We start from the raw sequence: 23,718 nt of genomic DNA, 5'->3' as shown, positions 1-23,718 counted from the left end.
CTGAAGGTCCGGCATGGGCAATCGGGATCGGCGCGCGCATCCGGTAGGCACTCCAGCAGCACCATCGAACGGCGTCGGTGCTGGTCACTCGGAGAGCCGGGGCCCCGCGGCGCGGCGGAGCCGGTTGGCGATCGCCACTCCCAGCCCCTCCTCCACCGGCAAGGACACGACGATGAGGTCGCACCCCCGCTGATCGAGCTCGCGCAGGAACCCGTACAGCCCGCGCGCGTAGGCGGCCATCGAACCGGGGACCGCCACCACGGCGTGCGCCTTCACCGGGGCGCCGGCGAAGGCGGGGGGAAGGAAAACGCCCACCTGGTGCCCTAGCTCCTGCGCGAGCTCCGCTTCGGCGACGACCTTCTCGGGCTCGACGAGGACGACACGCGCCCGCGGCGCGTAGTGCGACGGATGCTGGCCCGGCACCCGAACCCGGCTCGTCGAGTGGACCGCAAGCGGGCACCCCAGCACCGCTTCAAGGTCCTCGCGCGTCACCCCTCCAGGCCGAAGGACGCTCGGGGCATCGCCCGTGGCGTCGACGATGGTCGACTCGACACCGACCGCGCAGGGGCCGCCGTCCAACACGAAGTCGACGGCATCACCGAGCTCCGCACGAACGTGGTCCGCCGTCGTGGGGCTGACCGAGCCGAAGCGGTTGGCGGACGGGGCCGCCACACCGCCACCGAAGGCCGACAACAGCGCAAGTGCGATGGGATGGTCGGGCACGCGCACGGCCACCGTCTCCAGCCCACCAGTCGCTTCGAGGGGCACCCGGCGACCGCGCCGCAGGACCAGCGTCAGCGGCCCCGGCCAGAACCGTTCGGCCAACAGGCGCGCGGCCTTGGGCACGTCTTCGACCCAGTCGCCCAGATGCTCCGCACCGCCGATATGGACGATCAGCGGGTGAGAGGGCGGGCGCCCCTTGACCTTGAAGACGCGCGCGACCGCGGCGGCATCCTCGGCGTTGGCGCCCAGACCGTAGACGGTTTCGGTCGGGAAGGCCACCAGGCCCCCGGCGCGCAGCACACCGGCCGCCTTCTCGATGTCACTGGTTCTTGCCGACACTCTCGCAATCCTCTCACTGCTCCGCTCCCCACGGTCCCCCATCGGCGCATAACGACGGACCAAGGCCGACGGCACCGCGTGAGCCCGGACGAGGTACTTCCTGCTCGAAGATCCACCGCTGTACAGACCCCCTGCCCTGCCCAGGATCCTGCTCACTGCCCTCTCGCTCGTGATCGTGCCGTTCCTGTCTGCGGCCCAGCGCAAGGCGGGCCGCGAACTCGGCTCCGTCCTCCCGATCGCCGCCCTGGTCATCGCTGCCCTCTCAGTCAAGAAGGCCGCGACGCCTGGCAGCGCAAAGGCTGCTGGGTGCCGTCTGCTGCCCGCACGCCCACGACGGCCGCAGCAGACACCTGCCGTTTGTTCCAGGGGCTTCACCTGCTGCTGATCGCGCCGCGACCCCCGGCGCGCCACCAGACCACGGCCCAGCGAAGGCTCTGCACCTTGCTGCCACCGGCGGGCGCCAGCACGGAGCATGCCAGCACCCCGCTCGCCGGGCTACGAGGCAACCCCAAGGCCGCGAAGACCGCACTGGAATAGGGCATGCACGTAACTCTCCACGGACTAGAGACCTTTAAGGGTGTGGGTTACGTGGGGTCGTGACGGCTGTCGTGGGCCGCGCTATGCCGGAGGAATGAGGTATCCCGACGGCGGAGGGCTGACGGCTGAGGAGCGGGTTCGGCGTGAGCGGGTCCGGTTTGGCGGCCGCTGATCTGATCGAGGCCGGGGCCAGTGACCGGGAGGTGGCCCGGCGGTTCAGGGTGACCCGGATGTCGGCGAACCGCTGGCAGCGGGCGTTGGCTTCGGGCGGTCGGCAGGCCCTGGTCTCCAAGGGTCCCGGTGTTCGGTTGGATTGTCGGCTGCCGTAGTGGAGAGGCTCATTCTATGGACAGCTTCTCGGAGGAGAGGTCCGCCCGGCGGTTGCGCGTGTGCAGGGTGACGGCGAAGGGCCGGACGACGGTGCCGGTCGCGGGCGAGGTGGATTACCTGACCTCGCCTCGGCTGGGTGATGAGCTGGAGGGCGCTGTCGCCAGCGGCGTTGAACGTGTCGATGTGGACTTGCGCGAGGTGTCGTTCTGCGACTGTTCGGGGCTGAATGTGCTGCTCGATGCCTGCGAGCATGCCCGCGCGGCGGGGGTGTCCTTCGGCGTGTCCGGACCAGTTGCGCCGGTTGTCGAGCGGTTGTTCCAGGTGACGGGGGTGGAGCAGGTGCTGCCCGTGCGGATGGCTGCCTGAGCGTGGCGCGCTCAGGCGGTCAGGCGAGCTGCGTGGCCGCCGGCTTCAACGCCCAGGCCGTGCGGGCGCTGCTGCGCGTCACTTGTCCGGGCCGCGGCGCGGTGCATTCACCGGGTTTCGGGGCGTCGCGTGCTCGCACAGGGCTTGCTGCAGCTCTGCCCGGATGTCGGCTGCCAGGTCGCCGGTCTGCGCCCAGGTGATGACGAGTTCGGCGACGTGCCACAGTTTGATGTTGGTGTGCTGGGAAACTTTCTGCAGCACCGCCCAACCCTGCCCCGCGTCCATGTGGCCCAGGGCGATGAGTGTGCCGATCGCCTGATCGATCACCGCATGGGAGACCAGGGCATGCTTCAGCTCGCCCACCTCCTGCTCCAACGCTGCCATCGCGTCGGACGGATCGGCCTGGCCCGCCGCCCCGTCATCGTCTTCCAAACCGCTCACGCTCCAACCCATGCCCGCACGGGTTACGCGGCAACCAGTGTTCTGCCTGGTCACCCAGCCTGCGCTGTCCGGCCCGTCAGCCGAACTCCATGGCATTCGCAAGGCCCTGTGCACCGCTCGGAACAATCTCAGCTTGCGGAAGCGACAAAACGGGCCCCGGTCGCGGGGAGGCAGACCGGGGCCTTGCAATGGAGTGCCGGGTCAGTCGGTGGACAGGGCCTGGAGGAGGTCGCCGACCTTCGGGTCCGGCAGGGCGCGGGCGACGTCGGCCTGAGCGACCATGCCGACGAGGTCGTGTCCGTCGATGACCGGCAGACGGCGCACCTTGTGCTGGGTCATCGTGCGCAGGATCTCTTCTGCGTCGTCGTCGGCGCCGATCGTGACTGCCTCGCCCTGCGCCAGCTCGCCGGCCTTGACCGAGGAAGGGTCCTTGCCGGCGCCGAGGACCTTCACCACGATGTCGCGGTCGGTGAGCATGCCCTTGAGCCTGTTGTCGGTGCCGCAGATGGGCAGCGCGCCGACACCGAGCTGCTTCATTTTCTTCGCCGCTTCCAGAACGCTCTCGTCCGCGCCGATACATTCGGCGCCCTCGGTCATGATTTCTCGTGCGGTGGTCATCGTCTTCTCTCCTTGTCTCTGCTCCTGATCCGGCCGGCGGCCGGAGGCATCACGCTCTGGGTGAGGCGTGTCAGCTCTTGCCGCGGCCGCTCAGCAGGTCCCGGACTCGGTCCACCAGGCCCGCGCCGGGGGCCAGCAGCTTGTTGCCCGGCGGAGTGTCCGGTGCGGAGGGATGGGGACGGGTGGGCGCGATCTTCTTCGCAGTGCGGATCTTGTCGCCCAGCTCGTCCAGCGCGTCGGGCGTACAGGCCGCAGCGAGGAGGGGGAACAGCCGGTCCTCCTCGTCGCGCACGTGCGCGCTCACGTCGAGCTTCAGCTTGGCCACCAGGTGATCGAACTGCGGATCGCCCGCATCGAGCCCTTCCAGGACCTTGAGGAGCCGTTCCACCGCGGCGTGATCGGCGAGCTCCTTGTCCGCGATCTCATCCCCGCCCTCGACGTGCTCGCGCACCGCCGGATACAGATACTGCTCCTCGGCCACCGAATGCCGCACCAGTTCCGTGGTCAGCTCGTCGGCCAGTTCCCGGCGCCGCTTGTCGCCGACCGGCTGGGTCTCGATCTTGGCGAACAATGCCTCGACCTCGCGGTGGTCGGTGCTGAGCTCCACGATCACATTTCCGCCGTGTCCCATAAAGAGAGTTCCTCCGCTTGTGGCGTGAGCCGAAGTCAGCTCACCGTTCCACAGCGCGTACCCCTGGAGCCCTTCAACACGCGCAGCACACCGGGTGGCCCGGTGCGCCCCGCGGTTGCGAGCAGTCCGGGTTTCAGTGGATCGGGGCCCGACGCACGACGCCCGCCCGGCGAGCGTCGCGGGCGGGCGGGCGGGCGTTGTGCGGATGCGGCTCAGGCGGGTGTGATGTTCTCCGCCTGGGGGCCTTTCTGGCCCTGGGTGACGTCGAAGTTCACCTTCTGGCCTTCCTGAAGCTCACGGAAGCCTTGGGCTGCGATGTTGGAGTAGTGGGCGAAGACGTCGGGGCCGCCGCCGTCCTGCTCGATGAAGCCGAAGCCCTTTTCCGCGTTGAACCACTTGACGGTTCCGCTGGCCATTTCGTCCTCCAAGGGGACTCGAAGTCGGCCCCCGCACCGTGCGGGAACCGGAGGTGATCGCCCTGGCCCTCAGGGACTTGAACAGCAAAATCGCCCGTGTGTACGCTCACGGGCGACCGGTACCTCGGAACCATGACAGCTGCCCCTGACGCTACACGGACAGTTCCACCCTCATAGCGGAAACGCTCAGGTGGGAAGAGGCCCAAGTCCTCCGTTCGGCGGCGTGACGTGGCGACCAGGGGGCGCGTTGAGCTCGGCGACACGTGCACGTGTTCCGGCGCCCCCACGGCGGGACTCGTCTGAGTGGACGGCTCCGACTCCCGCCTGGCGTCGGAGCCGTCGTCGTACTCAACTCGCCACTCACTGGTCGCGCTCACCGCCGTCATACTCGCAGTCCCCTGCGCCTGTCGGTGGGTACGGAATGTCAGGGCACCGTCCGCTGTGGGCGCCTGCGGCAGCACGATTGACCTCGAAATTCGTATCGAGTTCTATGGCGAGCCGGTGAAGCTGGGCGTCGAGCCGCACCGCGGCCACATAGAACGCTCTACCGTGACGAGGACTATGCGCTCGCGGTGCCGGCGGTGGGCACCAACTCCAAAGACCTCGCCGCCCGGCTGGAGGCCGAGGTGAAGAGCGGTGGCAGCCGCAGATCCGGGCGAAGGCGAAGAAGACGGCGGCCACCACGGGCGGCATCGTCATCGACACCCGCGCGCGGCTCGGCTACACAACCACTACTGCAACCTTCCGAAGAGGAGAACTCGATGATCTGGGGAAGAGGTCCTTGTATCAGGTGCTCGGGTCGGCCGGCGGAGGCTCACCTCTCCACGTGCGACGGCAGCGCCGCGTGAGAGCCGAATCGGCTGCGCCCGGGAAACTTTGCCGACGGCCCGTGGGGCCCGCGTCCATGCCCAGCGCGGCAGCCAGAAACGAAACGCACGAGTAGCACTGCTCGAAGCAGATCCGCCCGCACCAGGGCCACGAACCCGGTTCCCTGACGGGAGATCACAAAATTACAAAGTGCGGCATCTGGTCACACAACCCTCACCTTGCAGGGTGCTGGGCCGCCAGTATCGGGCAACCCGGACAGGACCTGTCTTCCCGGGGAGCCCTCGTGATAGCCATCGCCCTGCTCATGCCGCCCTTCATGCTGGGCCTGCTGCTCCTCCTGGACCGTTACGAGGACCACATGTTTGCCCGCACCGAACCGGCACGCCACGCTCGCCCGACACGACACCTGCGCCTCGCACCGGGTAGCCCCAGCCACCGCGCAGAGCGCGCTGGCGAGCCGGCCCTTCCGCGACGCAAAGCAGCGTCATGACCGCCGGCGGCGAGGATGGTCGACAGACCCGGCTTCCTCCGCTCGACCCCTGCCGCCCGGTTAGAGGAGGGGACCACGCCGGCGGCTGGTGGGCAGCGACGGCCCTCGTCGCTGCCCACCGTGGGGAGCTGCCAACGAGATGGGCTGCTGCTCGCTGATAGCTCCCCATGCGCCCCGAGATCCCTCTCAGTGCCCCGGCATTTCGCCTCATCGAGCCTCGCAGTGTGGCCTCTTTGACTGCGCGATCGCTGCTTCGACGGTGCTTGGGCCGTTTGTGTGGCCTGGTGACTGTTGGGTTGTAGGGCCGGAGACCGCCGTTCCGCGTGAGCGAGTTGCTTCGTTGGGTGGGTATGGACACCGTCGGCGTGGAGCTGATTCCGGTTCCCGACGCCCGGCCAGCCGGCGCCTGCTGGATGGGTTCATGGGTGCGTGACCAGGACAACGGCTGGCCGCAAAGGGTGACCCGTGCTTGCTGCGCGCCTGCAGTGAGTGAACGTTCCTCTGCGGTTTGGGTGGTTCCTCCGGGACTGCCTCCCCGTCCGGCAGGGACCGGGTGAAGTTTGTACTCAGTCCGGATGGCTCGCGCAGCTGGTTGGCCCCGCAACCGGTCGTAAACCCCGTATACCCCTTGGTCGACTGGCCTGGGCGGGGTGATGATGAGCGCCTCATCCGGTACTGGACGAAGGGGTGCCACAGTCATGGCTCTGCCCGCACTGACCGCCGAGGCCCGCGCCGAGGCGCTGAAGAAGGCGGTAGCTGTCCGCAAGGAGCGCGGTGAATTGATGGCGGCGCTCAAGGCGGGAGATCTGCCGCTCGTGACCCTGCTCGCCCGCGAGGATGCCGTGGTCGGCAAGATCCGCGTGCGCCGCCTTCTCGAATCGCTGCCCGGCATCGGCTCGGTCCGCGCCGGCCAACTCATCGCCAGCCTCGGCATCTCCGAAAGCCGCCGCGTCCAGGGCCTCGGCTCCGCCCAGCGCACCCGGCTCCTCGCGCTCTTCCCGCCCCAGAGCTGACCGGCGAGCACCCCTGTCGCCTATGGGCCCACACCCGGCACGGGAAGATCGACCGCTGCACGATCACTGCGCCGGACTCCGGCTTTGGGCGCCGGCTGGCACTGCGGCGGCATGACACATCGGCGGGTGGGGTTAGCGGGCGGGGTGCGCCAGGACGTCCGACATTGCGGCAGTCCTATCGAAGGCTGCTGCTGCCTGCTCTCGGCGCTCGCGGAGCACCGCAAGGTATCGCGGGTGGGCCGCCCCATCAAGACACACAGGGAGTAGGCGGTGTCTTGGAAAAGGGCCCTGATCTCGGGGTCGGCCGGGTCGCGGAGCATCCCGCGTTCCAGCAGCCGGTACTTCCTCAGGATCTCGGTGATCACCGACTCGCTTGGCATCAGCGTGGCGTCTTCCTCAAGAAGTGGGCCGCAGGGCGGTGCCCAGGACGGATGCAGCGAGGAGACAGGGGCGGATGACCGGGCACACAGGAAGGGTGCCCGCGCCTCGGCGCCATTGTTCGTCCGAACCGTTGATTCGCGCCCGTTGGCGAATCAACAATTCGGAGTACGCCACAATGCGCCGGCCGCTGGGCAGGGATCTGTAGTGTCCGCCGGACACGGGAGCGGTGACTCCCGTCGGTCTCTCCCGTGCTGAAGGCCCTGGCTCCCTCCATCGGGAGCGGGGCCTTCTCCTTCCTCCGCTCGCCGCGGACTTCGTGCTGGGCTCCTCTCGCTGAGTCCGGGATTGGTACCGGAACGCGTGGATTGCGTGGTGGGGGTACCTGAACCTGTGGGCTCGCTTGTGCGGGCTGGATTGCCTTGCCCTAGGAGGAGTGATGGCTCGGCAGGTTCGCGAGATCATGACGGGTACTCCTGCCGCGGTGGGACCGCAGACGTCGGTGGCGGAGGTGGCCCGGCGAATGCGTGAGGAAGACATCGGAGCGGTCCTGGTCGTCGAGGGCGATCGGCTGCGCGGTCTGGTCACCGACCGGGACCTGGTGGTGCGGGCCCTGGCCGATGGAAGAAACGTCGACGAGACCACCGTGTCGGCGGCGTGCAGCGATGACCTGGTCGCCGTTTCCCCCGATGACGACGCGGAGCGCGCCGTGCAGCTGATGAGAGAACGGGCGGTGCGCCGGCTGCCGGTCATCGAAAACGGGCACCCGGTGGGCATCGTCTCCCCCGGCGACCTGGCCATCGAGCGCGACCCCGGCTCCGCGCTGGGCGACATCAGCTCGGCCGAACCCAACCAGTGAAACGCCACAGCGCCGGTGCGGGACCCGGCTTCGACTGCTGACACGTTTCGTCCCAGTCGCCAAGGGCACCCGCGGGGTGCGGCTGAGCGGCCGCGGTGGGATGAGGGACAAGGGCACGGAGTCCAGGGACTCCGTGCCCGGCCCGCGGACCGCCTGGGCGAGGGTCGAGCGGTCTCGGCCCGCCCTACCTGGATCCTCAAGGCAGCAGCTTTTTGCTGCGTGAGACCAGCGAGCGAGTCCAGCGCACGGGTTCGCAGGGCCCGCCACTGACAGCCTCTCCGGCTGCGAGCTGAGTTGCGTTCCTGCTGCCGCGGCCTCGCAGCAGGTGGCGCGCCGGAGTTCAGCGGCCCAGGGCTTTGCGCAGTTGCTGCTTGTTCATCGAGGAGCGTCCGTCGATGTTGCGCTTCTTTGCCTCCTCGTACAGCTGGTCCTTTGTCGGTCCTTGCGCGCCGCTGTGGGAACGCTCGCCGCCGCGTTGGGATGCGGACTTCTTGTCCTGAGTGGAGGTCTTGCTGGCGGACTTCGCCTCCCCCGATCTGGCCCGCTCCTTGTTGACTGTCCGCGCAGCCATCTCCTTCGCGCGCCCGGTGGAGGCGCCGCGCTTTTCGGCGCTCTCCTTGATGTGCTCGTACTGACGCTCCCGCTTGGGGCTGGAACCTGCTGGCATGACACCTCTCCTCAACCGTGGGACAGCTCGGCAGACCGAGTGGTCTGACCTCGCTCTGCGTCTGCCCGCGACCGACGAATGCATACAAACGACCACAGCCCCCACCCCAGCCGGGACCCGTTCCGTCCGCGACACCAGGGCGCCAACTGGGTGGTGCACGGCACGCTCGTTCCTCGGTCACGGACGTGTGGGCGCCCCGAGGGGGCCGATGCCGGTCCGAGGTCCAGCGCGAGAGGGGAGCCGCCGTCGGGCGGCGATACCCAACTTCCTGAACGCCGTCCTGCGCAGATCGCCACGCTTGCGGCATGGCACCAGATTTCAGCGGAGCCGCGAACATTTAGGGGGTACGGCGCATCGGCACGATCGCCCGGACGGGCCGGTTTCCAAGTGGGCGATGGGCCATTTGGCCTGCAGCTCGGGCGGCTATGCGGGGGTGGGCTGCGTGGCGCTTCCGGGTGCAGTTTGGGGGTAGCAGATCATCTGCGAGCAGGGACGGTGAGGTGGCGCGCAATGGATCAGGGTCTGGTGCTGCTGGCGGCGTGGGGCCAGTTGGGCGTTTTGCTGGCTGTGGGGTTCTATTTCGTGGTGAGGGGCCGATGAGCGGCCGACCGCCGGGTGCGGGTCTGATCGTGGCCTTGGTTGCCTTGTTGCTGGTGGCAGGGTGTGCGGGTTCGTCGCGTACGGATGAGGATTTTCGGCGGAAGGCGGCGAATACGGCGGAGGCTGCCGTGTCGGCGGTGAACACCGCACGGATCGGGGTGCAGGCGGCCGGTGAGGGGCGGGTGACGGGCCCGTACCTTTCCACCCTGCTGGGGGAGGCAGAGACGGATCTGCTGGACACGCAGAGCAGCTTCGAGTCCCGGCAGCCACCGAGCACGGCCGCCGACGATGTCCGGGACCGGCTCGGTCGAATTCTCAATGACGCGGCCGACGCTCTGGCTCAGGTGCGTATCGCCGCCCGCCGCGGACAGGTGCAGGACCTTCCCACAGCGGGCCGTGATCTGCCAGTGGTGGCTGACCGGTTGGACCGGCTGGAGAAGGAGTTGTCTGCGTGAAACGCCTCCTGGCCGTCACCCTCGGGATCCTGACCGCGATCGGCGGCTTCGTCGACATCGGTGACCTGGTCGCCTCCTCCCTGGTCGGGGCACGGTTCGGGTTCTCGCTGGTGTGGGTGCTCATCCTGGGCGTCATCGGCATCTGTGTGTATGCGGAGATGGCCGGCCGCGTCGCGGCCGTCGCGGGACGGCCGACGTTCGACCTCGTACGCGAACGCCTGGGCCCGCGGATGGCCCTGGTCAACCTGGCCGGCTCGCTGCTGGTGACGCTGCTGACGCTCGCCGCCGAGCTCGCGGGTGTCGCGCTGGCGATCGAGCTCATCACCTCGGTCGCCTACCTGCTGTGGATCCCCGCGGTCGGACTGGTGGTGTGGCTGGTGATCTGGCGCACCCGCTTCGAGACGATGGAACGGGTCTTCGGTCTGGCCGGTCTGGCGCTGATCGTCTTCGTCGTCGCCGTGTTTCACCTGAGCCCGGACTGGGGTGGGGTCCTGGAACGGGTCACCCACCCTGATGTCCCTGGCGGTGAGGGGATGCCGACGTACTTCTACTACGGCATCGCCTTGTTCGCGAGCGCCATGACCCCCTATGAGGTGTTCTTCTTCTCCTCCGGCGGCATCGAGGAACGCTGGGGCCGCAAAGATCTGATCACCGCACGGATGAACGTGTTCATCGGCTTCCCGCTCGGCGGACTGCTGGCCCTGGCCATCATGGCCGCCGCCGCCCTGGTCCTGCACCCGGCCGGGATCGCGGTCGACTATCTGTCCCAGGTGACCCTGCCGGTCGCTGTCTCCCTCGGCAAAATCGGCCTCGGGCTCGCCCTGCTCGGCGTTTTCGCGGCGACCTTCGGCGCCGCGCTGGAGACCGCCCTGTCCTCGGGGTACACGGTCGCGCAGTACTTCGGCTGGACGTGGGGAAAGACCGCGGCGCCACGCACCGCCTCCCGCTTCCACGCCGTCATTATCGTCGCCCTGATCGCAGGCATGATGCTCATGCTGACCGGCGTGGATCCCATCAAGGTGACTGAGTACTCCCTGGTGTTCGCCGCCGTGGCGCTGCCGCTGACCTACCTCCCGATCCTGGTGGTGGCCAACGACCCCGAATACATGGGGGACTCCGTCAACGGCCGGCTGGCCAACGTCATGGGCGGCACCTACCTGATCGTCGTCCTTATCGCCGCGATCGCCGCCATCCCGCTGATGCTCATCACGAAAGCAGGACTCTGATGTCTCCAGCCCAAGCCGCCGAACCCACGCGACGTACAGCAGGCCGGGGCTACAGCGCCCGGTTCCATCTCCTGGACCGTCAGGTCGTCGACCCGGACGGGAAACCCGTGTGCAACGTCGATGACCTGGACCTCGCTCACGACGAGCACGGCCGTCTGTGCGTGACCGCCATTCTGGTGGGGCCGGCCGCGCTCGCACCGCGACTTCAGGGACTGCCGGCTCGCTGGCTCGCCGCGGTAACCCGGCGGATGAGCATCAGCCGCACCGAGGACCCCGCCCGCCTCAGCATGAATCATGTCACCCACATCGGAGCCGTCCTCACCGCAGCCCTGCCCGAAGGACACGACCACGTACACGCCCTGGAGGACTGGATGCGCGACAACGTGATCGGCCGACTGCCGGGAGCCGGTCATGCGTCTGGCTGACCTAATGGGAGCCCGCGTCCTGGAACCCACCGGCACCGAGATCGGCCACGTCAGCGACGTCCGCCTGGTCGAACAACCAACGCCGGATGAAACCGGTGCGACGGTGCTACGGATCGAGGGCTTGGTCGTGGCCGCCAAGCGCCGCACCCAGTTGCTCGCCTACGACCACCGCCCTGTCGACGGCCCGTGGCCACTGGCCCGGCTCGCCCGCAGAGCTGCCCGCCACGCTCGCTGGGCCCCGTGGGAAACCATTGCCTCGCACCAGCTGCCCGAACGGCTCGGCGACGCCGCGACCATCCGCCTCAAGTGCCCGGCCACAGAACTGTCCCTCCTTACCGACGTACATCACCAATGGGCGTCAGAGCGAGCCCGAGCCTGATGCTCCTCGGCCTGCTGCCGTCGGCCCGCAGGTTGCTCGGCGGGCGCCGTCGCGGCCGCACATGGGTCGTGACGATCCGTATGCGAGGTGCCGGGGCCGACCTGGCCGCGACGCCCGGCTGGCCAGACTTCAGCCGCCGGCCGCAGTCCCGGGGGTGGTTGGCCTCCTGCTGGCTGGCGACCACCCGCCCACGCTCGTGTGCGTCCCTGGTTGCGCTCCGAGGGCCCCGCCGCCTTCCGCCAGCACGCCGCCTTCGACGGGGTCAGTTCAATGTGTCACGCGAGACGTGAGGCGAAAGAGGATGGACGGCAGATGAGCGACGACCATCACCCAGGTACTCCGCCGTTCATACTGCTCTCGGATCTCCCGACGGCTCGACGGGCAGGCGATCACCAGCCACCGGACTTGCCCAATTGGGCAAATATGATCTTGAAGCCTCGGCCAGATCGCGGGCGAGCGGGTTTACGGTGAGCCTCCCCCACCTGCGCCGAACGGTGGACGTGCCTCAATGCCGGCGCCTCGGAACCTCCCGGGGACCATTTCGTTGAGCCGCTCGACCTGCTCTCCCAATGATCGGAAGGACTCGTTGTGAGCAGTGGTATTCCAGTGGACGACAGCTGTATCAGCGCATTCCAGGAGCTGAAGAGCAAGCGGGACATCAACACAGTGATCTACCGGCTCAGCGACAACCTGGAGACCGTTCTCCCCGACTTCAAGGGGAATCTGACGCACGACGAACTGCTGGAGGCACTGCCGGCCACCGAGCCTCGGTTCGTCGTTTACGACCTGGTCTTCGCGACGGCGGACGGGACCCGGCAGGACAAGGTCGTGATGATCTCCTGGTGCCCCGAGGGGACGAAGGTCGAGCAGCGCATCGCGCACTCCTCCAGCTACCGCACACTCCGGAACCTGCTCGACGGTGTCCAGGTCTACGTACAGGCCACGGACCGGTGCGACGTGGAGTACGACGAACTCGTATCCCGTGCCTCTTGACCCAGCCTGCCCTCATCGGCTGTGACCGTCCAAGGACAGCAGCTCGGTCTCCCCAACCCGCCACCTACGGCGCCCAGTCACAACCTGGGGTTTGCTGAGCTGGTCCACCCCGGCCAGGGTGTACTCGGCGCCGAACCGGCGTCGCACGACCTCGGCGATCCTTGCCAGAGTCCAGCACTGGTCGCTCCAGCCGGCGGCGGCCGGGCCGGCATCCAACACGGCCTCCAGCAAACGCAGCTCACCCGCATCGAGCTTGCAGCGGGCACCACCGGGACCCTTGGAGACCAGGGCCTGCCGACCGCCTGAAGCCAGCGCCCGCCGCCAGCGGTTCGCCGACATCCGGGTCACCCTGAACCGCCGGGCCACCTCCCGGTCACTGGCCCCGGCCTCGATCAGATCAGCGGCCGCCAACCGAACCCGCTCACGCCGAACCCGCTCCTCAGCCGTCAGCCCTCCGCCATCGGGATACCTCATTCCTCCGGCATAGCGCGGCCCACGACAGCCGTCACGACCCCACGTAACCCACACCCTTAAAGATCTCTAGTTGCACTTGATCTGCCATCCACTACCGCCGTCCAACCAGCCGCTGGTCGTCACCGGCGCGCGGGGGCGGCATGGTCGGGTCGAGGAACAGGTCCCACAGGGCCCACACCGCCGAGTCCAACAGGTCCGGAGAATCCTCTGTTTCGCCCTGCCCAACGAACGTCGTCATCTGCTCCTCCAGCTCCGCGAACACCCGCGCCGACCCCACGTGATGCACACGCGCCTGCTCATACAGCTGCGCCGCCGGAGCCGCCCGCGCACGCTTCCCTCGCGTCGCATGAACGATTCTCCAGTTCACCGTCGGATCCACCTGCTCCAACAGCGCGGGCAGGTAGTCACCGCCGTTGTTCGCCTCGATGACCACGCAGTCCGCCCGGTGCTCGTGGTACAGCTTCGCGGCCCGCTTCATCGCCTGTGTTGGCGTGTGCCGATCCTGCTCCGCGTGCAGCAGATACCCACGCGGCCGGTCGTCCCCGAACATCGACTCCACCGCGTAGCCGCGCCCAGCCACGGTGAAGGCCGTCATATCCGCGTTCTCATGCGACTTCGTGGCCGGATCCACTGCGACCACCAGGCGCTGCATGTCCGGCAGATGCTCCGGCCTCGCCCGGAAGCCCTCGACCTCCAGCATCCAGCCCTGCCACAGCGCGCCCTCCACGTCCTCGAGTAGCTCGCCCGACAGCTCCTGCCGCCCCAACCTGGTGCCGGCGTACTCCTCCTCCAACTCCGCGCGGGCCGCCGCCGACAGATTCGCGTCGTTCTCCCGCATGTGCCCACGCGTCAGCACCACCCGCGGCGGCGCCCCACCTTCACGGTGTGCCTTCTCCATCGAACGGCCGCGCTCGACAAGCCGCTTCACGTGCGGGAGCGGCTTCGGTGTCGTGGAGATGACCACCTGCGGCATGTCCGCTTCGCGCAGGCAAAACCAGATCATGTCGTAGACCTCTTGCGCGGTGTGCCGCGACCAGGCCGCGTACTCGTCCAGCCACGCCTTGTCGAAGGCCCAGCCACGCAGGTTGTCCGGCGTCTCCGCACCGAACCCACGGATCAACGTGCCGTTCTTCAACCGGAGTGTCGTCTCACCCAGGCTGGAGTTGTACTTCGCGACCTCCTCGGGCGGAAAGACAGACAGCAGCCCGGACTTCGGGGAGTCGAAGCAGATGTCGCGCACCAGCGTCGCATTCTTCGCTACCACCGCGATCTGCAACCCAGGCGTCTTGGCCCACACTCGTACCGCCTCCGCCGCCGTCCGGCTCTTCCCCCAGCCACGGCCGGTGAGCAGCATCCACACCGTCCACAGCCACGACGGCTGCCGCTGCGCCGCACGGGCGTGATGGTGCAGCCAGCCCTCGTGCGGCAGCCCGTCGCAGTCCGGCACCTCGCATGCCCACCTGCGCGCCGACAGCTCATCGGCGCGGAGCAGCGCGGTGACCTCGGCCTTGAGCTGATCCAGGCTCATCACATCCGGATCAGCCAGACCCTCAATCGCACGCCGCTTCGCCCACCCGCGGCTCATCGACCGTCCTCCGCCAAGCGCCGCTCCAGCTCACGGCGCAGAAGATCCATGCGAGTCCTACGATCCTCATCGCTCAGCGACCCGAGGTCAGGTCCATCGGCGCTGTCCTGCGCCACCACGCCCGCCGGTTCCTCGCCGGCCGCCCGACGTTCGATCTCGGCAGCGACCTGGAAGTACCGCAACAGCTCGCTCGGCGACAGCTCGCGCGGGTCCAGACCCTGAAGCCGGGCGACCGCCTTACCCATAAACGCCTGCGCCAACTTGGCGTGGCGACGGGCGATATCGCGGCGTGCCTGCTGCTGTTCCGCCAGGAACAGCCGGTCCTGATCGCGGTCGTACGCACTCGCCCGCATCACCCACGCGTACTGCTTCGACCAGCGACCCAGCAGGGTCCGGGACTTATCCAACTCGCGTGCCGCTTTCGTCAGACTCCGTGCGGGGCCGAGATCGCGGTATGCGGCGAACGCCTCGAACGCCTGGGGGGACTCACCGCTCTGCCGCTCCCAGGGCTCAACGGGGCCCTCAGCCACCGCTCACCTCCTGGCCAACGGCCCTACTAGTGCCCCTGAGCAGCAAGGATTTCCAGGGCACGCCACGGCTCGGCCTCCGGCACGCTGCCGTCCTTCACCAAACGGTCGATCGCAGTCCGTACGGTGGCCGCCGTCTCCACTGGGATCTCCCGCACGCCGAACACCGTCTCCAGCGGAGCCGTTCCAGCGCGGTTCGGCTCGCCCGAGGCGGCGTCGAACCAGCCCTCGGCCAGCTCACCAAGGTGCCGCTCGAACACTGCGAGGATCACGCCGAGGGCGGTGGCCGAGTTGCCGATCTTGTACGCGGCCCGCGACGTCTCCAGCGCATCAAGCACCGGCTCGTACTGCTCCAGCCCCGCCACCCACCGCTGGTCCGCCGTCGCCGCCGACCGGGCAGCGTCGAACGCGGCCTCCGCCCGCTCCAGCTCATCGGGCAGGAACATGAACTGCACACTGGCGAAGTCGAGGTTCGCCTCACCCAGGGAGGCGACGTCCACCTTCTCCAGCAGATCCAGGGTCTTGTCGTCCAGGCCCGTGTACTGCCGCCACTCCACGTTCTCCAGCTCGTCGTACAGCTCCTTGAGGATCGCCGGATCGTCCTGACCCGCAATCGCGTTGTGCGAGAGCTGGAGCGCGATCTGCCGCTGGCGGGGAAGCGGCTCGTCTATCTGCATCCACCAGATCGTCGGCAGGCCGCCCTCGATCGCCGCGAGCGTGCGATGGTTACCCGACAGCACGACCAGACGCCCGGACTCCGCGTCGTTCCACACCAGCGGCGTCGAGGTCAGATGCCCGTCACGCTCGATGTTCGCCACGAGCTGCCGGAACTGCTCGTGCGGCAGGAACCGCGCGTTCACGTCCAGCAGCGTCAGCGTGCGCGGATCACCCTGCACCATCTGCGGCGGGGCAAGCCGATTGGTCTCCTCCATGGTCAGACTCCCGTCTTCGTCGTCGGGGCGCCCCACCGCTTCGCCCACATCTGAAGGGCCTCGGCCAGCGTGTGCTGGCCCATGACCCCCTGGTACTGGAGCTGGAACTTCCAGCCGTCCTCGTTCGACGGGCTGCGCTTGGTCAGCCGCAGCAGCCCGCGGTACTTCATCGACACCGGGTTGTTGCTGAACGCGGTCGTCGCCACCCGCCGGATGCGCCGCGAGAACGCCCGCTGACACAGCAACTGCGCCTCGGCGCTGGTGGCCGCCAGCACGATCAGCTTCGACAACCGCGGATAGTCGGTCGGCGCGACCGCGAAGTCCGAGAGCACGTACGCCTCGTCCGGCGTGAACGTGCTCGGAGCCATGGCAAACACACCGAGCAGCCGCCCACCCCCGTCCCGGACCGCGACGGCCAGGTTCGCCGCGCCCGGCGCGATCTTCGGGTTGAGGTACCGGGAGCGCAGCGCGTTGAACTGGCCCGGCTTCAACAGCGACAACGTGAGCGGGCCCACCAGTTCATCTCCCTCACGCAGGCGGGGAGCCTTCACCGGCTCAATCGCCTGACGCGGGGCAACGATCCGCGTCGGAGCCTCGCTGGCGTACACGTAGAAGGGAGCGGCGCGCGGCGTCGCCTTGATCACGCCGCGCAGATACGAGTGCAGCTCGGGCACGTTGTGGTTGGAGGCGGTCAGCCAGTACGGCCGGTCCGTGATCGCGCCGAGCACGTCGACCACGTCCGCGTCCGACAACGGCTCGTACTGGGGCGCATCCCAGGTGAAGTGGGCTTCCAACGGCTCGTACAGCTTCTCGTAGCCGCCGCCGTAGAAGGGAGGGAAGGAGCACACCGGAGCGTCGCGGGGAACCTTCTGGAGCCAGGAGCGCACGTCCTCCACCTCGTAGGAGGCCAGTTCGATGTCCGAGCCGGACAGCCGCTTGGCCGTCTCCGCGTGCTTGGCCTTCCACTGCTCCCGGTAGGAGCGCACCACCCGCTCGTGCCACAGCCCGTCTCGGCCGACGCTGGCCAGGAACCGTGTGCCCAGCATCAACGCCGCGACCGTGCCGACACCGTCGTCCAAAGAGTCCGCGAGCCAGCCGAGTTCGTCTCGGCTCTCCTCGCGGAGCCGGATGCCGACCGGCTGCCGGGTGAGCCATCGGCCGACCGCGCTCGAGTAGATGGACACGTCGGAGGAGTGCAGGGCGAAGCCCATACCGGCCAACGACCGCTCGATGGTGAAGTTGCCGCAGCACGGCACATACACCGGGCCGCGCGGCCACTGGTTGGCCGTCTCGCGCACGATCGAGCGCATCGGGCCCGGAATGGTGCCCTGGAACATCTCGCCTCCCGACGAACGACAGCGCCCGGCCTCGGCGGGTGCCGGGCCGGGCGCTGCGCTGGAACCTTAAACAAGGAGCGCACAGCTCCTTGGAATCATGTCACCTATCTTTAGGTAGTGGTTCCGACGCTCATATCAAGGTTCCCTGCTGATAGTGGTCGTCCTCCATGGGGGACAGTTCCCGCACTTCATCCCCAGTGCGTTCCTTCCACCAGGAGGCGAACACCCTGCGGTGACACCACAGGCCCGGCTTGGCCAGGTCCTCGAAGCAGAGCAGCACCAGGCGGTGATCGCCCTCGACCCCTGCAATCTGGTGAAGCCGCGCCGCGATCCGCTCGGGCCCGAGCTGGTCGAGGTCGGCCCGGTACGCCGTGGTGAACTCGGGCTCAGGCAAGGAGAGGTAGTCCCGACGCGGCGCGAGCTCCCGCACCGAGTGGGTGAGGGAGTAGGGGAGCTTGAAGCGGACGCCACCCAGGGTGATACGAACCGGCACCCCTTGCGGGGGCCGGTACGCCTGGTAGCGGTTGGTGAACAGGGTGAGCACTTGGCCATTCCTTTCGTGGTGCTCAGACGCCGGGCCCGTCGACGCTGCCGCCGGCGGGCCCGGGTGACCGATGATGCCGCCCCGCTCGGGCCAGCAAGGACCTGAGCGGCACCGTGCGCGCAGGGAGAGCGCGCCGCCGTGCGCGCACGGCTCGACGCCCACCGGAGCGGGCACTGCTCCGGAAGTGGTGGGGGCGCGCAGCGCCGCGCCCCCACCGGCGCTCATTGGCCGGACGCCTCGCTGGAATCCGTTATCCAGAACCCTTCCAGCATCCAGTTCGCGGCGTGGGTCCAGTTCACGCAGTCCAGGTGCCGCCGCTCCTCGTGGGCCTTTTTGGCCTCGCTGACCGCCTCCACGGTGAGCTGGGCGACCGGGCCCCCGGGGGTTGGCGTAGCCGTCATCCGATGCGAGGGTCCAGACCTTGCCCTGAAATTCAATCGCCACCGTAATTCCTTTCCGTTACTCTTGCTTATATCTTATGACAATTACTGCTCTATTAACATGGAATTCGGAGGCAAATTGGAAATAAAGCGGGCGCCGCCGGAAGCCCGGCCGCGCCCACGCTTCGCCCTGGAGGGAAGAGAGGGCGCGGCCACCGCCGCGCCCCCTCTGCTCTACTTCGCCGCAGCTTCGGCCTTCTTGGCGGGCGTCCGCCGCGCCGGGGCCTTGGAGGTGGTGGCCGCCGCGGGCTTCGGGGCCGCGGGCTTCGCAGCTGCCTTCTTCTCCGTGGGCTGCGGCTTAGCCGCCGCCTTGGCCTCGGGCTCCTCAGCCTCGGCCGCCTCGGACTTCGCCGCCTCTTCGCCCTTCTTCGCCGCCGCCTCCTGCTGGACCTCGACGGCCGCCTTGTTGAACTCCTGCTCCATGGCCCGCTGGATGCCCTGGGCCTTGCTCAGCAGGTTCCGAACCATCTGAACCTTGGCGTGGAGGCGGCCGACGACCCGCAGGTGGCGGGCGAGGTCGTCGCCCAGGATGACGGCCAGGTCTTCGGGCTTCTTCTCCGCCAGCTCCTCCAGCAGCGGGATCAGGACCTCCTCGGCCCTGCCGAGCCCATCCTTCGCCTTGGCCTTGGCCTTCTTGCGCTTGTCCTCCTCCTCGGCCGTCGGTGCCTTCTCGTTGGTAAGGGAGGTCTGCTGCTCCATCATCTTGAGGCCGTTGGCGAAGTGCTGCGCCTCGGCCTCGCTGTCGAAGTCGCCGCGCACGTACCGCATGGCCGCCACCATCTGGTTCGCCGGGCTGAGCTGGGCGATGTGCCAGGCCAGGTTGTTCTTGATCTGCCCCTTGTCGACCATCTCCGCCACTTCCGGGCGGAGGGTCAGCAGACCCAGCCGCCACGTGATGTGCGTCTCCGTCTTGCCGAACTGCTTGGCGATCTTCGCCGGGGTCCATCCGGCGGCCTTGAGGTCGGCGTACGCACCGGCCTCCTCCATGATCGTCATGTCCGCACGGTTTACGTTCTCAGCGATGCTGAGGACGTACGCCTGCTCCTCGCTGGCACCCTCGATGACCTTGGCCGGGACGACCTCCAGGCCGGCCGCCTTGCAAGCCCTCCACCGGCGCTCGCCCGCGATCAGCATGTACGGGACCTTGGCACCCTCGACCGGGCGAACAACGACCGGCTGAAGGAGGCCGTTCTCCGTGATGCTGCCCTTCAGCTCCTCGTGCGCCTCCTCGTCGAAGAACTTACGGGGCTGGTCGGGGTTGGGGGCGATCTCTTCAATCTTGAGGTTCGTGAACATTTCTCCCGCGCCTTCCTTAATTCCGAGGAAAACCGTCCTGTGTGGTTTTCCCTTTGTTCTTACACTTATATCTTAATCGCATACACCTCTAAAGCAAGTGGGAATTCCTTTTAATTTCCGAATTCCAAATTTGGAATTCACCGGACTTCTCCGGCGACTCGTCCGGCCGCCGGGAGGGGAAGGCGGATGCAAGGGCGCCGGGAGCCGCACGGCACCCGGATACGAGTCGAGCCCGCCGCGGTCTCACGACCGCGACGGGCTCGACTCCCATCACGCACCCCAACGACCGCACCGATTGCGGCCAGCTCCTCGCGGGCGGGGCGCGGGGGGTCGGCCACCCGCGAGGAGCAGGGAAGGGCGCCGCCGTACAGCACGGCGCTGCCGGTTGGGACGCTGCGACAGATGTCCCCGGCCGGCGTCACGAACGTACATCACGCCTTCAACAATGTCATCTATCTATGGGGAGGAAGCGCCATCGTCCTCACCTGCCAGCCTCCGCACGGGCTTCTCCGAGTCCGGCATCACGGCGAGCAGGTCCACGGCCATGCGCGCAGCTCTCGCCGCATCCGCCGGCGCCATGTCGGGATTGAGTACGCGCGAGGGCTCCTTCGACAGTGCGGCGACGCGTTCCAGATCGAGCTCGGCCATGCCATTCCTCCCGTAAGAGACCGGCGTCCGCGCTCCACGTCAGCCGGTCATCGCGTCGTCGGGGTGGTCTGCGCGTGCGTGCGCAAGCTGACCTGCGCGGTAAGCGGAATCCGCGCTTCGACGGCGTAGGCGACGCTAGCCAGAAACCAGCCATGGTGCTGACTCCCGGTGCACAGTGCATGGACCACTCCTTATCGCGGCGCACACCAGCAAAGACGACCGTTGTCGGTCGAACGTGGAGGCTCCCCGCCATGCGTCGGCTCTCCGAACGTCAAGTGGCTTGATGTATCTATGCAGGTAAACCGGCCCACCTACCCTCTGACGCGTTCGTCACGCCCTCAAAGCCCCGTGGTTTTGGTGACGTTGACATGTACTCGGGCAAATATTTTGATGATGGCGCAAAGTTGACGTTCAATCTGCCGCTGGCGCCACCCCACTGGCGCCGCCCGCGCGGGTGCACGGCGCTTACCCCACGTGGGCCCCGCCGCACTGCTGCTCGGTCCAAGCGGCGTCTGGGGGTGCCCGCGGTGTGCATGGTCGGCCATGAAAGGCGACAGGAACGGCTGGAGCGCAGGCTCCTTCAGCAGATCCGGCGCCAAGCCATAGCTCCCAATCTGCGCCGCCTGGTCGGATGGCTGGCGGAGGTTGTCGATGGCCACGTGATGCTCACCAATTCCGACGGCTTTCCTCTCGCCGCCTCATCAAAGGCTGCCCACGAGGTCCTTGCCCCAGCAGCGGATGAGATCTCGCGTGTGGCTGCCGGGGAGCTGAAGTCGGCGGTACTGGACGAGAGGGCGTTGAAGGCCCGGCTGTTCGCCATCGGACCCGAGGCCCCCCATGCCGTCCTGGCGGCGGCCCGGACCAAGCCATATCCGCCAGAAGCAGCCGAGGCGGTTTCCCGCGTTGCCGATGTCCTGGCGCTCCTCCTGCCAGCCCTCAGTCTCGAGCATGCCTGGCACCAGGTACACGAAGCCGCCGCAGAAGTGCATGTGGCGATCTTGCAACTGCTGATGAGCGGCCAGGCGACGTTTGCTCGCCGTGCGGCCGCCAGCCTCGCATCCGGCGCGCTGGCCGACACCGTCCGCGTCTACATCGTGGACTGCTCCACAGGAGACCGCCATTACACGGCAGAGATCATCCAGCAAGAGATCAGGAATCCATCGCCGCCGGGGGTGACAATGCCCACTCCGGAACCGGCACTCATCGACGGGGCTCTGCTGGTCCCATGCCCGGCTTACGACAACCATCTCATCGTTGTCGCGCCCGCAGACAACGAACCCCCGTCGGCACAAGGCAGCGAGTCGGTCGACGCCACACTGCGCAGGGTCACAGCGGCCCTGTACGGCCATTATCTCGGGATCAGTGAGGCCGCAGCTCTCGCGCATACGGCCGACGCATATCGGGACGCGGCCCGCGCTCTGAGCGTCGCTCAGCACCTACCGGAGCGAGCGTGGCAGTACAACAGCCACGCACAGCTCACGGCCGTAATCGATCAGGAAGAGGCGTACCACTGGGCAGAGGCATTCCTGCAGCCGCTCATCAACGCCTCTCGGGCAGAACGAGACGACCTCTTCACCACCGTCCGCCTCGCCCTGGCGTTTCCCACGACCAAAGTGGCCAAGGTCCTCGATGTGCACCGCAACACCGTCGCCAGCCGCTTCAAGAAGGCCGCTGAACTGCTTCAACTCGACCTCAGCGACGTGCAGGCCTGCGCCGTACTCGACCTGGCGCTCCAGATCGACGCGGCAGCTCCAGTTGGTCGCCGCAAGAACTCGGACCAAGCCGAGGCAGGCCTCCAAGAGTTGCTGTCCACGCCCTCGACCAAAGCGTGGGCTGAGATGACGCTCGCTCCGCTGAACCAGGATGACCGGAACCTGAGGCGAACTCTCCGCGTGTGGTTCGCCCACAATGCCAGCGCCGACTGCGCAGCAACGGAGCTCGGCATACACCCACAGACCGTCCGTGGACACTTGCGAAGCGCGGAACGGCTGCTACAGCGAACCCTCCTGGCGGGCGCTTCGGGAGGCCATGACCTGGTCATCGCCCTGTTCATTGCCGGTGACATCCCGACGCCCCCACGCGCGTGCGGCATCTCTCACCAAGGCTTCTTCGATCGCTTCCTGGATCCGAGCGCGGAGACACACCTCCCGCCGGCTGGATAGAGGACTACCCAAAGGACTAGACGGGCGCGAGCCCGGGTTCACTGTGGAACCCGGGCCCACCTGTACGAACTGGACCTAATAGACCTGCGGCAGCTACGCCGGGACCTGGGTCCAGCTACGCCAGTGCAACGCCACGCGATCGCTGTCCACCGTGCGCGACCCACGGGACGCAGCCGGATACACCACCACCTGCTCCAGCATCAGCATCACCAGCCCCTTCTTGGAACGCAGCGGCGCATGCTTCCACCACCGCACCAAGTCGGGCACGCCGCCCAACGGCGCGTTCTTGACCTGCTCCAGGATCCGTACCCGCACCTCGGCATCCCGGATACTCTTCGACAACTCTCGGTCGGCCGTCTTGAAAGACTCCTTCGAAATCTCCCGCCGGGCATAGTCCTCCCCGAGCTCCTTCTGCTGCGCACGGGCCGCTTGGATGTCCTTGCGCAACTGCTCAACCTCAACGAGCACCTGATCCCGCGCCGCTTCCAGAAGGGCATGCACCTCAGGCTTGGCCAGCTCCGCCAGAACGTGCTCCGCCACGTACGTTTCCAGCAGGTCAGCATTGATCCGCACCTTGCCGCAGCCGCCAGGATGCTGCCGCGTGCTCGGGGTGCACCGGTAGCCCCGGCTCCCACTTCCCGAGGGCGACGCGTCGAGCCACTTCGTGCACAGGCCGCACACACTCGCGCCGCCCGTCAGGAGGTACTCACGCTGCTCCGCCCGGTCATTGGCGGGATCGTTGGACGGGCGGAGCGCGCGGATGGCCAGGAACTCCTCGGGCGTGATGATCTGCGGGCCACCGCTGCTCACCAGCTCACCGTTCTCGTCCTCAGTAAGGCCAGCAATCGCCGGGTGGTCCAGCACGTTCGCCAAGGCGGCCGGCCGCCACACACCACCGCGCGTCGTCCGATGCCCCTCGGCGTTCATCCAGTCCGTGATCGCCGGATACGACTGCTCCTCCAAGCGGCGGCTAGCCGCCTGTCGGAGAGCAGCCGCCTCCGGCTCGCGCAGCCGCCGGTACGCCATGTCCTCGAACCCGTACAGCCGTGGCACCTGGCA

General features: G+C 67.8%; 27 protein-coding genes and 1 pseudogene. 11 read left to right on the top strand and 17 right to left on the bottom strand.

Annotation, left to right across the window (positions count from 1 at the left end):
- Positions 1–84: 84 nt before the first annotated feature.
- Positions 85–1,062, bottom strand: coding sequence for an L-threonylcarbamoyladenylate synthase (locus tag J7E87_RS20955; RefSeq protein ID WP_215095998.1), 978 nt, complete (start codon positions 1,060–1,062; stop codon positions 85–87).
- A 680-nt stretch (positions 1,063–1,742) separates the two neighbouring features.
- Here J7E87_RS20955 and J7E87_RS36525 point away from each other — a divergent pair.
- Together J7E87_RS36525 and J7E87_RS20945 are read left to right on the top strand one after the other, a co-directional pair.
- A complete protein-coding gene (locus J7E87_RS36525) occupies positions 1,743–1,928 on the top strand; it encodes a helix-turn-helix domain-containing protein (RefSeq protein ID WP_374195200.1) in 186 nt (61 codons plus the stop codon).
- 16 nt (positions 1,929–1,944) lie between these two features.
- On the top strand, positions 1,945–2,295 hold the full coding sequence (locus tag J7E87_RS20945) for an STAS domain-containing protein (protein ID WP_215095997.1): 351 nt from the start codon (positions 1,945–1,947) through the stop codon (positions 2,293–2,295).
- 78 nt (positions 2,296–2,373) lie between these two features.
- Here J7E87_RS20945 and J7E87_RS20940 read toward each other — a convergent pair whose 3' ends face one another.
- The 4 genes from J7E87_RS20940 to J7E87_RS20925 all read right to left on the bottom strand — a co-directional run bounded on the left by J7E87_RS20940 (position 2,374) and on the right by J7E87_RS20925 (position 4,401).
- Positions 2,374–2,736, bottom strand: a complete 363-nt coding sequence (locus J7E87_RS20940; RefSeq protein WP_308312992.1) for an ANTAR domain-containing protein — start codon at positions 2,734–2,736, stop codon at positions 2,374–2,376.
- 201 nt (positions 2,737–2,937) lie between these two features.
- Positions 2,938–3,354 (bottom strand): CBS domain-containing protein, encoded by a 417-nt coding sequence (locus J7E87_RS20935; protein WP_215095996.1) that lies wholly within the window; start codon positions 3,352–3,354, stop codon positions 2,938–2,940.
- Between the two features lie 70 nt (positions 3,355–3,424).
- Positions 3,425–3,985, bottom strand: coding sequence for a hemerythrin domain-containing protein (locus J7E87_RS20930; RefSeq protein WP_215095995.1), 561 nt, complete (start codon positions 3,983–3,985; stop codon positions 3,425–3,427).
- Between the two features lie 212 nt (positions 3,986–4,197).
- Positions 4,198–4,401, bottom strand: coding sequence for a cold-shock protein (locus J7E87_RS20925; RefSeq protein ID WP_037908938.1), 204 nt, complete (start codon positions 4,399–4,401; stop codon positions 4,198–4,200).
- Between the two features lie 599 nt (positions 4,402–5,000).
- On the opposite strand from J7E87_RS20925, the pseudogene J7E87_RS20920 reads away from it, so the two are divergent.
- A pseudogene (locus tag J7E87_RS20920) lies at positions 5,001–5,128 on the top strand (XRE family transcriptional regulator); the annotation flags it as partial.
- A gap of 1,289 nt (positions 5,129–6,417) precedes the next feature.
- Positions 6,418–6,732, top strand: a complete 315-nt coding sequence (mihF, locus tag J7E87_RS20915) for an integration host factor, actinobacterial type (RefSeq protein WP_215095994.1) — start codon at positions 6,418–6,420, stop codon at positions 6,730–6,732.
- Positions 6,733–6,752: 20 nt separating this feature from the next.
- Here mihF and J7E87_RS36520 read toward each other — a convergent pair whose 3' ends face one another.
- Positions 6,753–7,112, bottom strand: coding sequence for a DUF5133 domain-containing protein (locus tag J7E87_RS36520; protein WP_215095993.1), 360 nt, complete (start codon positions 7,110–7,112; stop codon positions 6,753–6,755).
- 437 nt (positions 7,113–7,549) lie between these two features.
- Here J7E87_RS36520 and J7E87_RS20905 point away from each other — a divergent pair, with 437 nt between their 5' ends.
- Positions 7,550–7,969, top strand: a complete 420-nt coding sequence (locus J7E87_RS20905; protein WP_215095992.1) for a CBS domain-containing protein — start codon at positions 7,550–7,552, stop codon at positions 7,967–7,969.
- A gap of 340 nt (positions 7,970–8,309) precedes the next feature.
- Here J7E87_RS20905 and J7E87_RS20900 read toward each other — a convergent pair whose 3' ends face one another.
- Entirely contained in the window at positions 8,310–8,636 is a 327-nt protein-coding gene (locus tag J7E87_RS20900; protein ID WP_215095991.1) for a plasmid stabilization protein, read from the bottom strand.
- A 737-nt stretch (positions 8,637–9,373) separates the two neighbouring features.
- On the opposite strand from J7E87_RS20900, the gene J7E87_RS20895 reads away from it, so the two are divergent.
- The 5 genes from J7E87_RS20895 (at position 9,374) to J7E87_RS20875 (ending at position 12,714) form a co-directional block, all read left to right on the top strand.
- The gene (locus J7E87_RS20895) at positions 9,374–9,691 is read left to right on the top strand and encodes a hypothetical protein (RefSeq protein ID WP_215095990.1); all 318 of its coding nucleotides are present in this window, start codon (positions 9,374–9,376) and stop codon (positions 9,689–9,691) included.
- Positions 9,688–10,917: an NRAMP family divalent metal transporter gene (locus tag J7E87_RS20890; RefSeq protein WP_215095989.1), complete on the top strand. Its 1,230-nt coding sequence runs from the start codon at positions 9,688–9,690 to the stop codon at positions 10,915–10,917. The genes J7E87_RS20895 and J7E87_RS20890 overlap by 4 nt, the downstream gene beginning before the upstream one ends.
- Positions 10,917–11,342, top strand: coding sequence for a hypothetical protein (locus tag J7E87_RS20885; protein WP_215095988.1), 426 nt, complete (start codon positions 10,917–10,919; stop codon positions 11,340–11,342). Before J7E87_RS20890 ends, J7E87_RS20885 begins: the two co-directional genes overlap by 1 nt.
- Positions 11,329–11,721, top strand: a complete 393-nt coding sequence (locus J7E87_RS20880; RefSeq protein WP_215095987.1) for a hypothetical protein — start codon at positions 11,329–11,331, stop codon at positions 11,719–11,721. Before J7E87_RS20885 ends, J7E87_RS20880 begins: the two co-directional genes overlap by 14 nt.
- Before the next feature lie 588 nt (positions 11,722–12,309).
- A complete protein-coding gene (locus tag J7E87_RS20875; RefSeq protein ID WP_215095986.1) occupies positions 12,310–12,714 on the top strand; it encodes an actin depolymerization factor/cofilin-like domain-containing protein in 405 nt (134 codons plus the stop codon).
- A 12-nt stretch (positions 12,715–12,726) separates the two neighbouring features.
- Here the strand turns inward: J7E87_RS20875 and J7E87_RS20870 are convergent, their stop codons facing one another.
- The 9 genes from J7E87_RS20870 to J7E87_RS20830 form a co-directional block, all read right to left on the bottom strand.
- Positions 12,727–13,188: a helix-turn-helix domain-containing protein gene (locus J7E87_RS20870; protein WP_251017719.1), complete on the bottom strand. Its 462-nt coding sequence runs from the start codon at positions 13,186–13,188 to the stop codon at positions 12,727–12,729.
- Positions 13,189–13,279: 91 nt separating this feature from the next.
- On the bottom strand, positions 13,280–14,773 hold the full coding sequence (locus tag J7E87_RS20865) for a terminase large subunit domain-containing protein (protein ID WP_215095985.1): 1,494 nt from the start codon (positions 14,771–14,773) through the stop codon (positions 13,280–13,282).
- Positions 14,770–15,303, bottom strand: a complete 534-nt coding sequence (locus tag J7E87_RS20860; protein WP_215095984.1) for a hypothetical protein — start codon at positions 15,301–15,303, stop codon at positions 14,770–14,772. Before J7E87_RS20860 ends, J7E87_RS20865 begins: the two co-directional genes overlap by 4 nt.
- 26 nt (positions 15,304–15,329) lie before the next feature.
- Complete coding sequence (locus J7E87_RS20855) at positions 15,330–16,232, bottom strand: hypothetical protein (RefSeq protein WP_215095983.1); 903 nt, start codon at positions 16,230–16,232, stop codon at positions 15,330–15,332.
- A 2-nt stretch (positions 16,233–16,234) separates the two neighbouring features.
- Complete coding sequence (locus tag J7E87_RS20850; protein ID WP_215095982.1) at positions 16,235–17,569, bottom strand: hypothetical protein; 1,335 nt, start codon at positions 17,567–17,569, stop codon at positions 16,235–16,237.
- Between the two features lie 130 nt (positions 17,570–17,699).
- Positions 17,700–18,113, bottom strand: a complete 414-nt coding sequence (locus J7E87_RS20845) for a DUF488 domain-containing protein (protein ID WP_215095981.1) — start codon at positions 18,111–18,113, stop codon at positions 17,700–17,702.
- Between the two features lie 221 nt (positions 18,114–18,334).
- Positions 18,335–18,514 (bottom strand): hypothetical protein, encoded by a 180-nt coding sequence (locus tag J7E87_RS20840; RefSeq protein WP_215095980.1) that lies wholly within the window; start codon positions 18,512–18,514, stop codon positions 18,335–18,337.
- A gap of 213 nt (positions 18,515–18,727) precedes the next feature.
- Entirely contained in the window at positions 18,728–19,849 is a 1,122-nt protein-coding gene (locus J7E87_RS35915; protein ID WP_215095979.1) for a ParB/RepB/Spo0J family partition protein, read from the bottom strand.
- A gap of 456 nt (positions 19,850–20,305) precedes the next feature.
- Entirely contained in the window at positions 20,306–20,497 is a 192-nt protein-coding gene (locus tag J7E87_RS20830) for a hypothetical protein (protein WP_215095978.1), read from the bottom strand.
- A gap of 533 nt (positions 20,498–21,030) precedes the next feature.
- On the opposite strand from J7E87_RS20830, the gene J7E87_RS20825 reads away from it, so the two are divergent.
- The gene (locus J7E87_RS20825) at positions 21,031–22,659 is read left to right on the top strand and encodes a helix-turn-helix domain-containing protein (RefSeq protein ID WP_215095977.1); all 1,629 of its coding nucleotides are present in this window, start codon (positions 21,031–21,033) and stop codon (positions 22,657–22,659) included.
- Positions 22,660–22,752: 93 nt separating this feature from the next.
- On the opposite strand, the gene J7E87_RS20820 is transcribed toward J7E87_RS20825, so the two are convergent.
- Positions 22,753–23,712: a recombinase family protein gene (locus tag J7E87_RS20820; protein ID WP_215095976.1), complete on the bottom strand. Its 960-nt coding sequence runs from the start codon at positions 23,710–23,712 to the stop codon at positions 22,753–22,755.
- Positions 23,713–23,718 lie beyond the last annotated feature (6 nt).

Origin of the sequence: Streptomyces sp. ISL-1 (assembly GCF_018614585.1) — a bacterium.
Classification (GTDB): Bacteria; Actinomycetota; Actinomycetes; order Streptomycetales; family Streptomycetaceae; genus Streptomyces; species Streptomyces maoxianensis.
The sequence above is the reverse complement of the archived record's forward strand: the minus strand, read 5'-3'. Positions and strand labels throughout refer to the sequence as shown.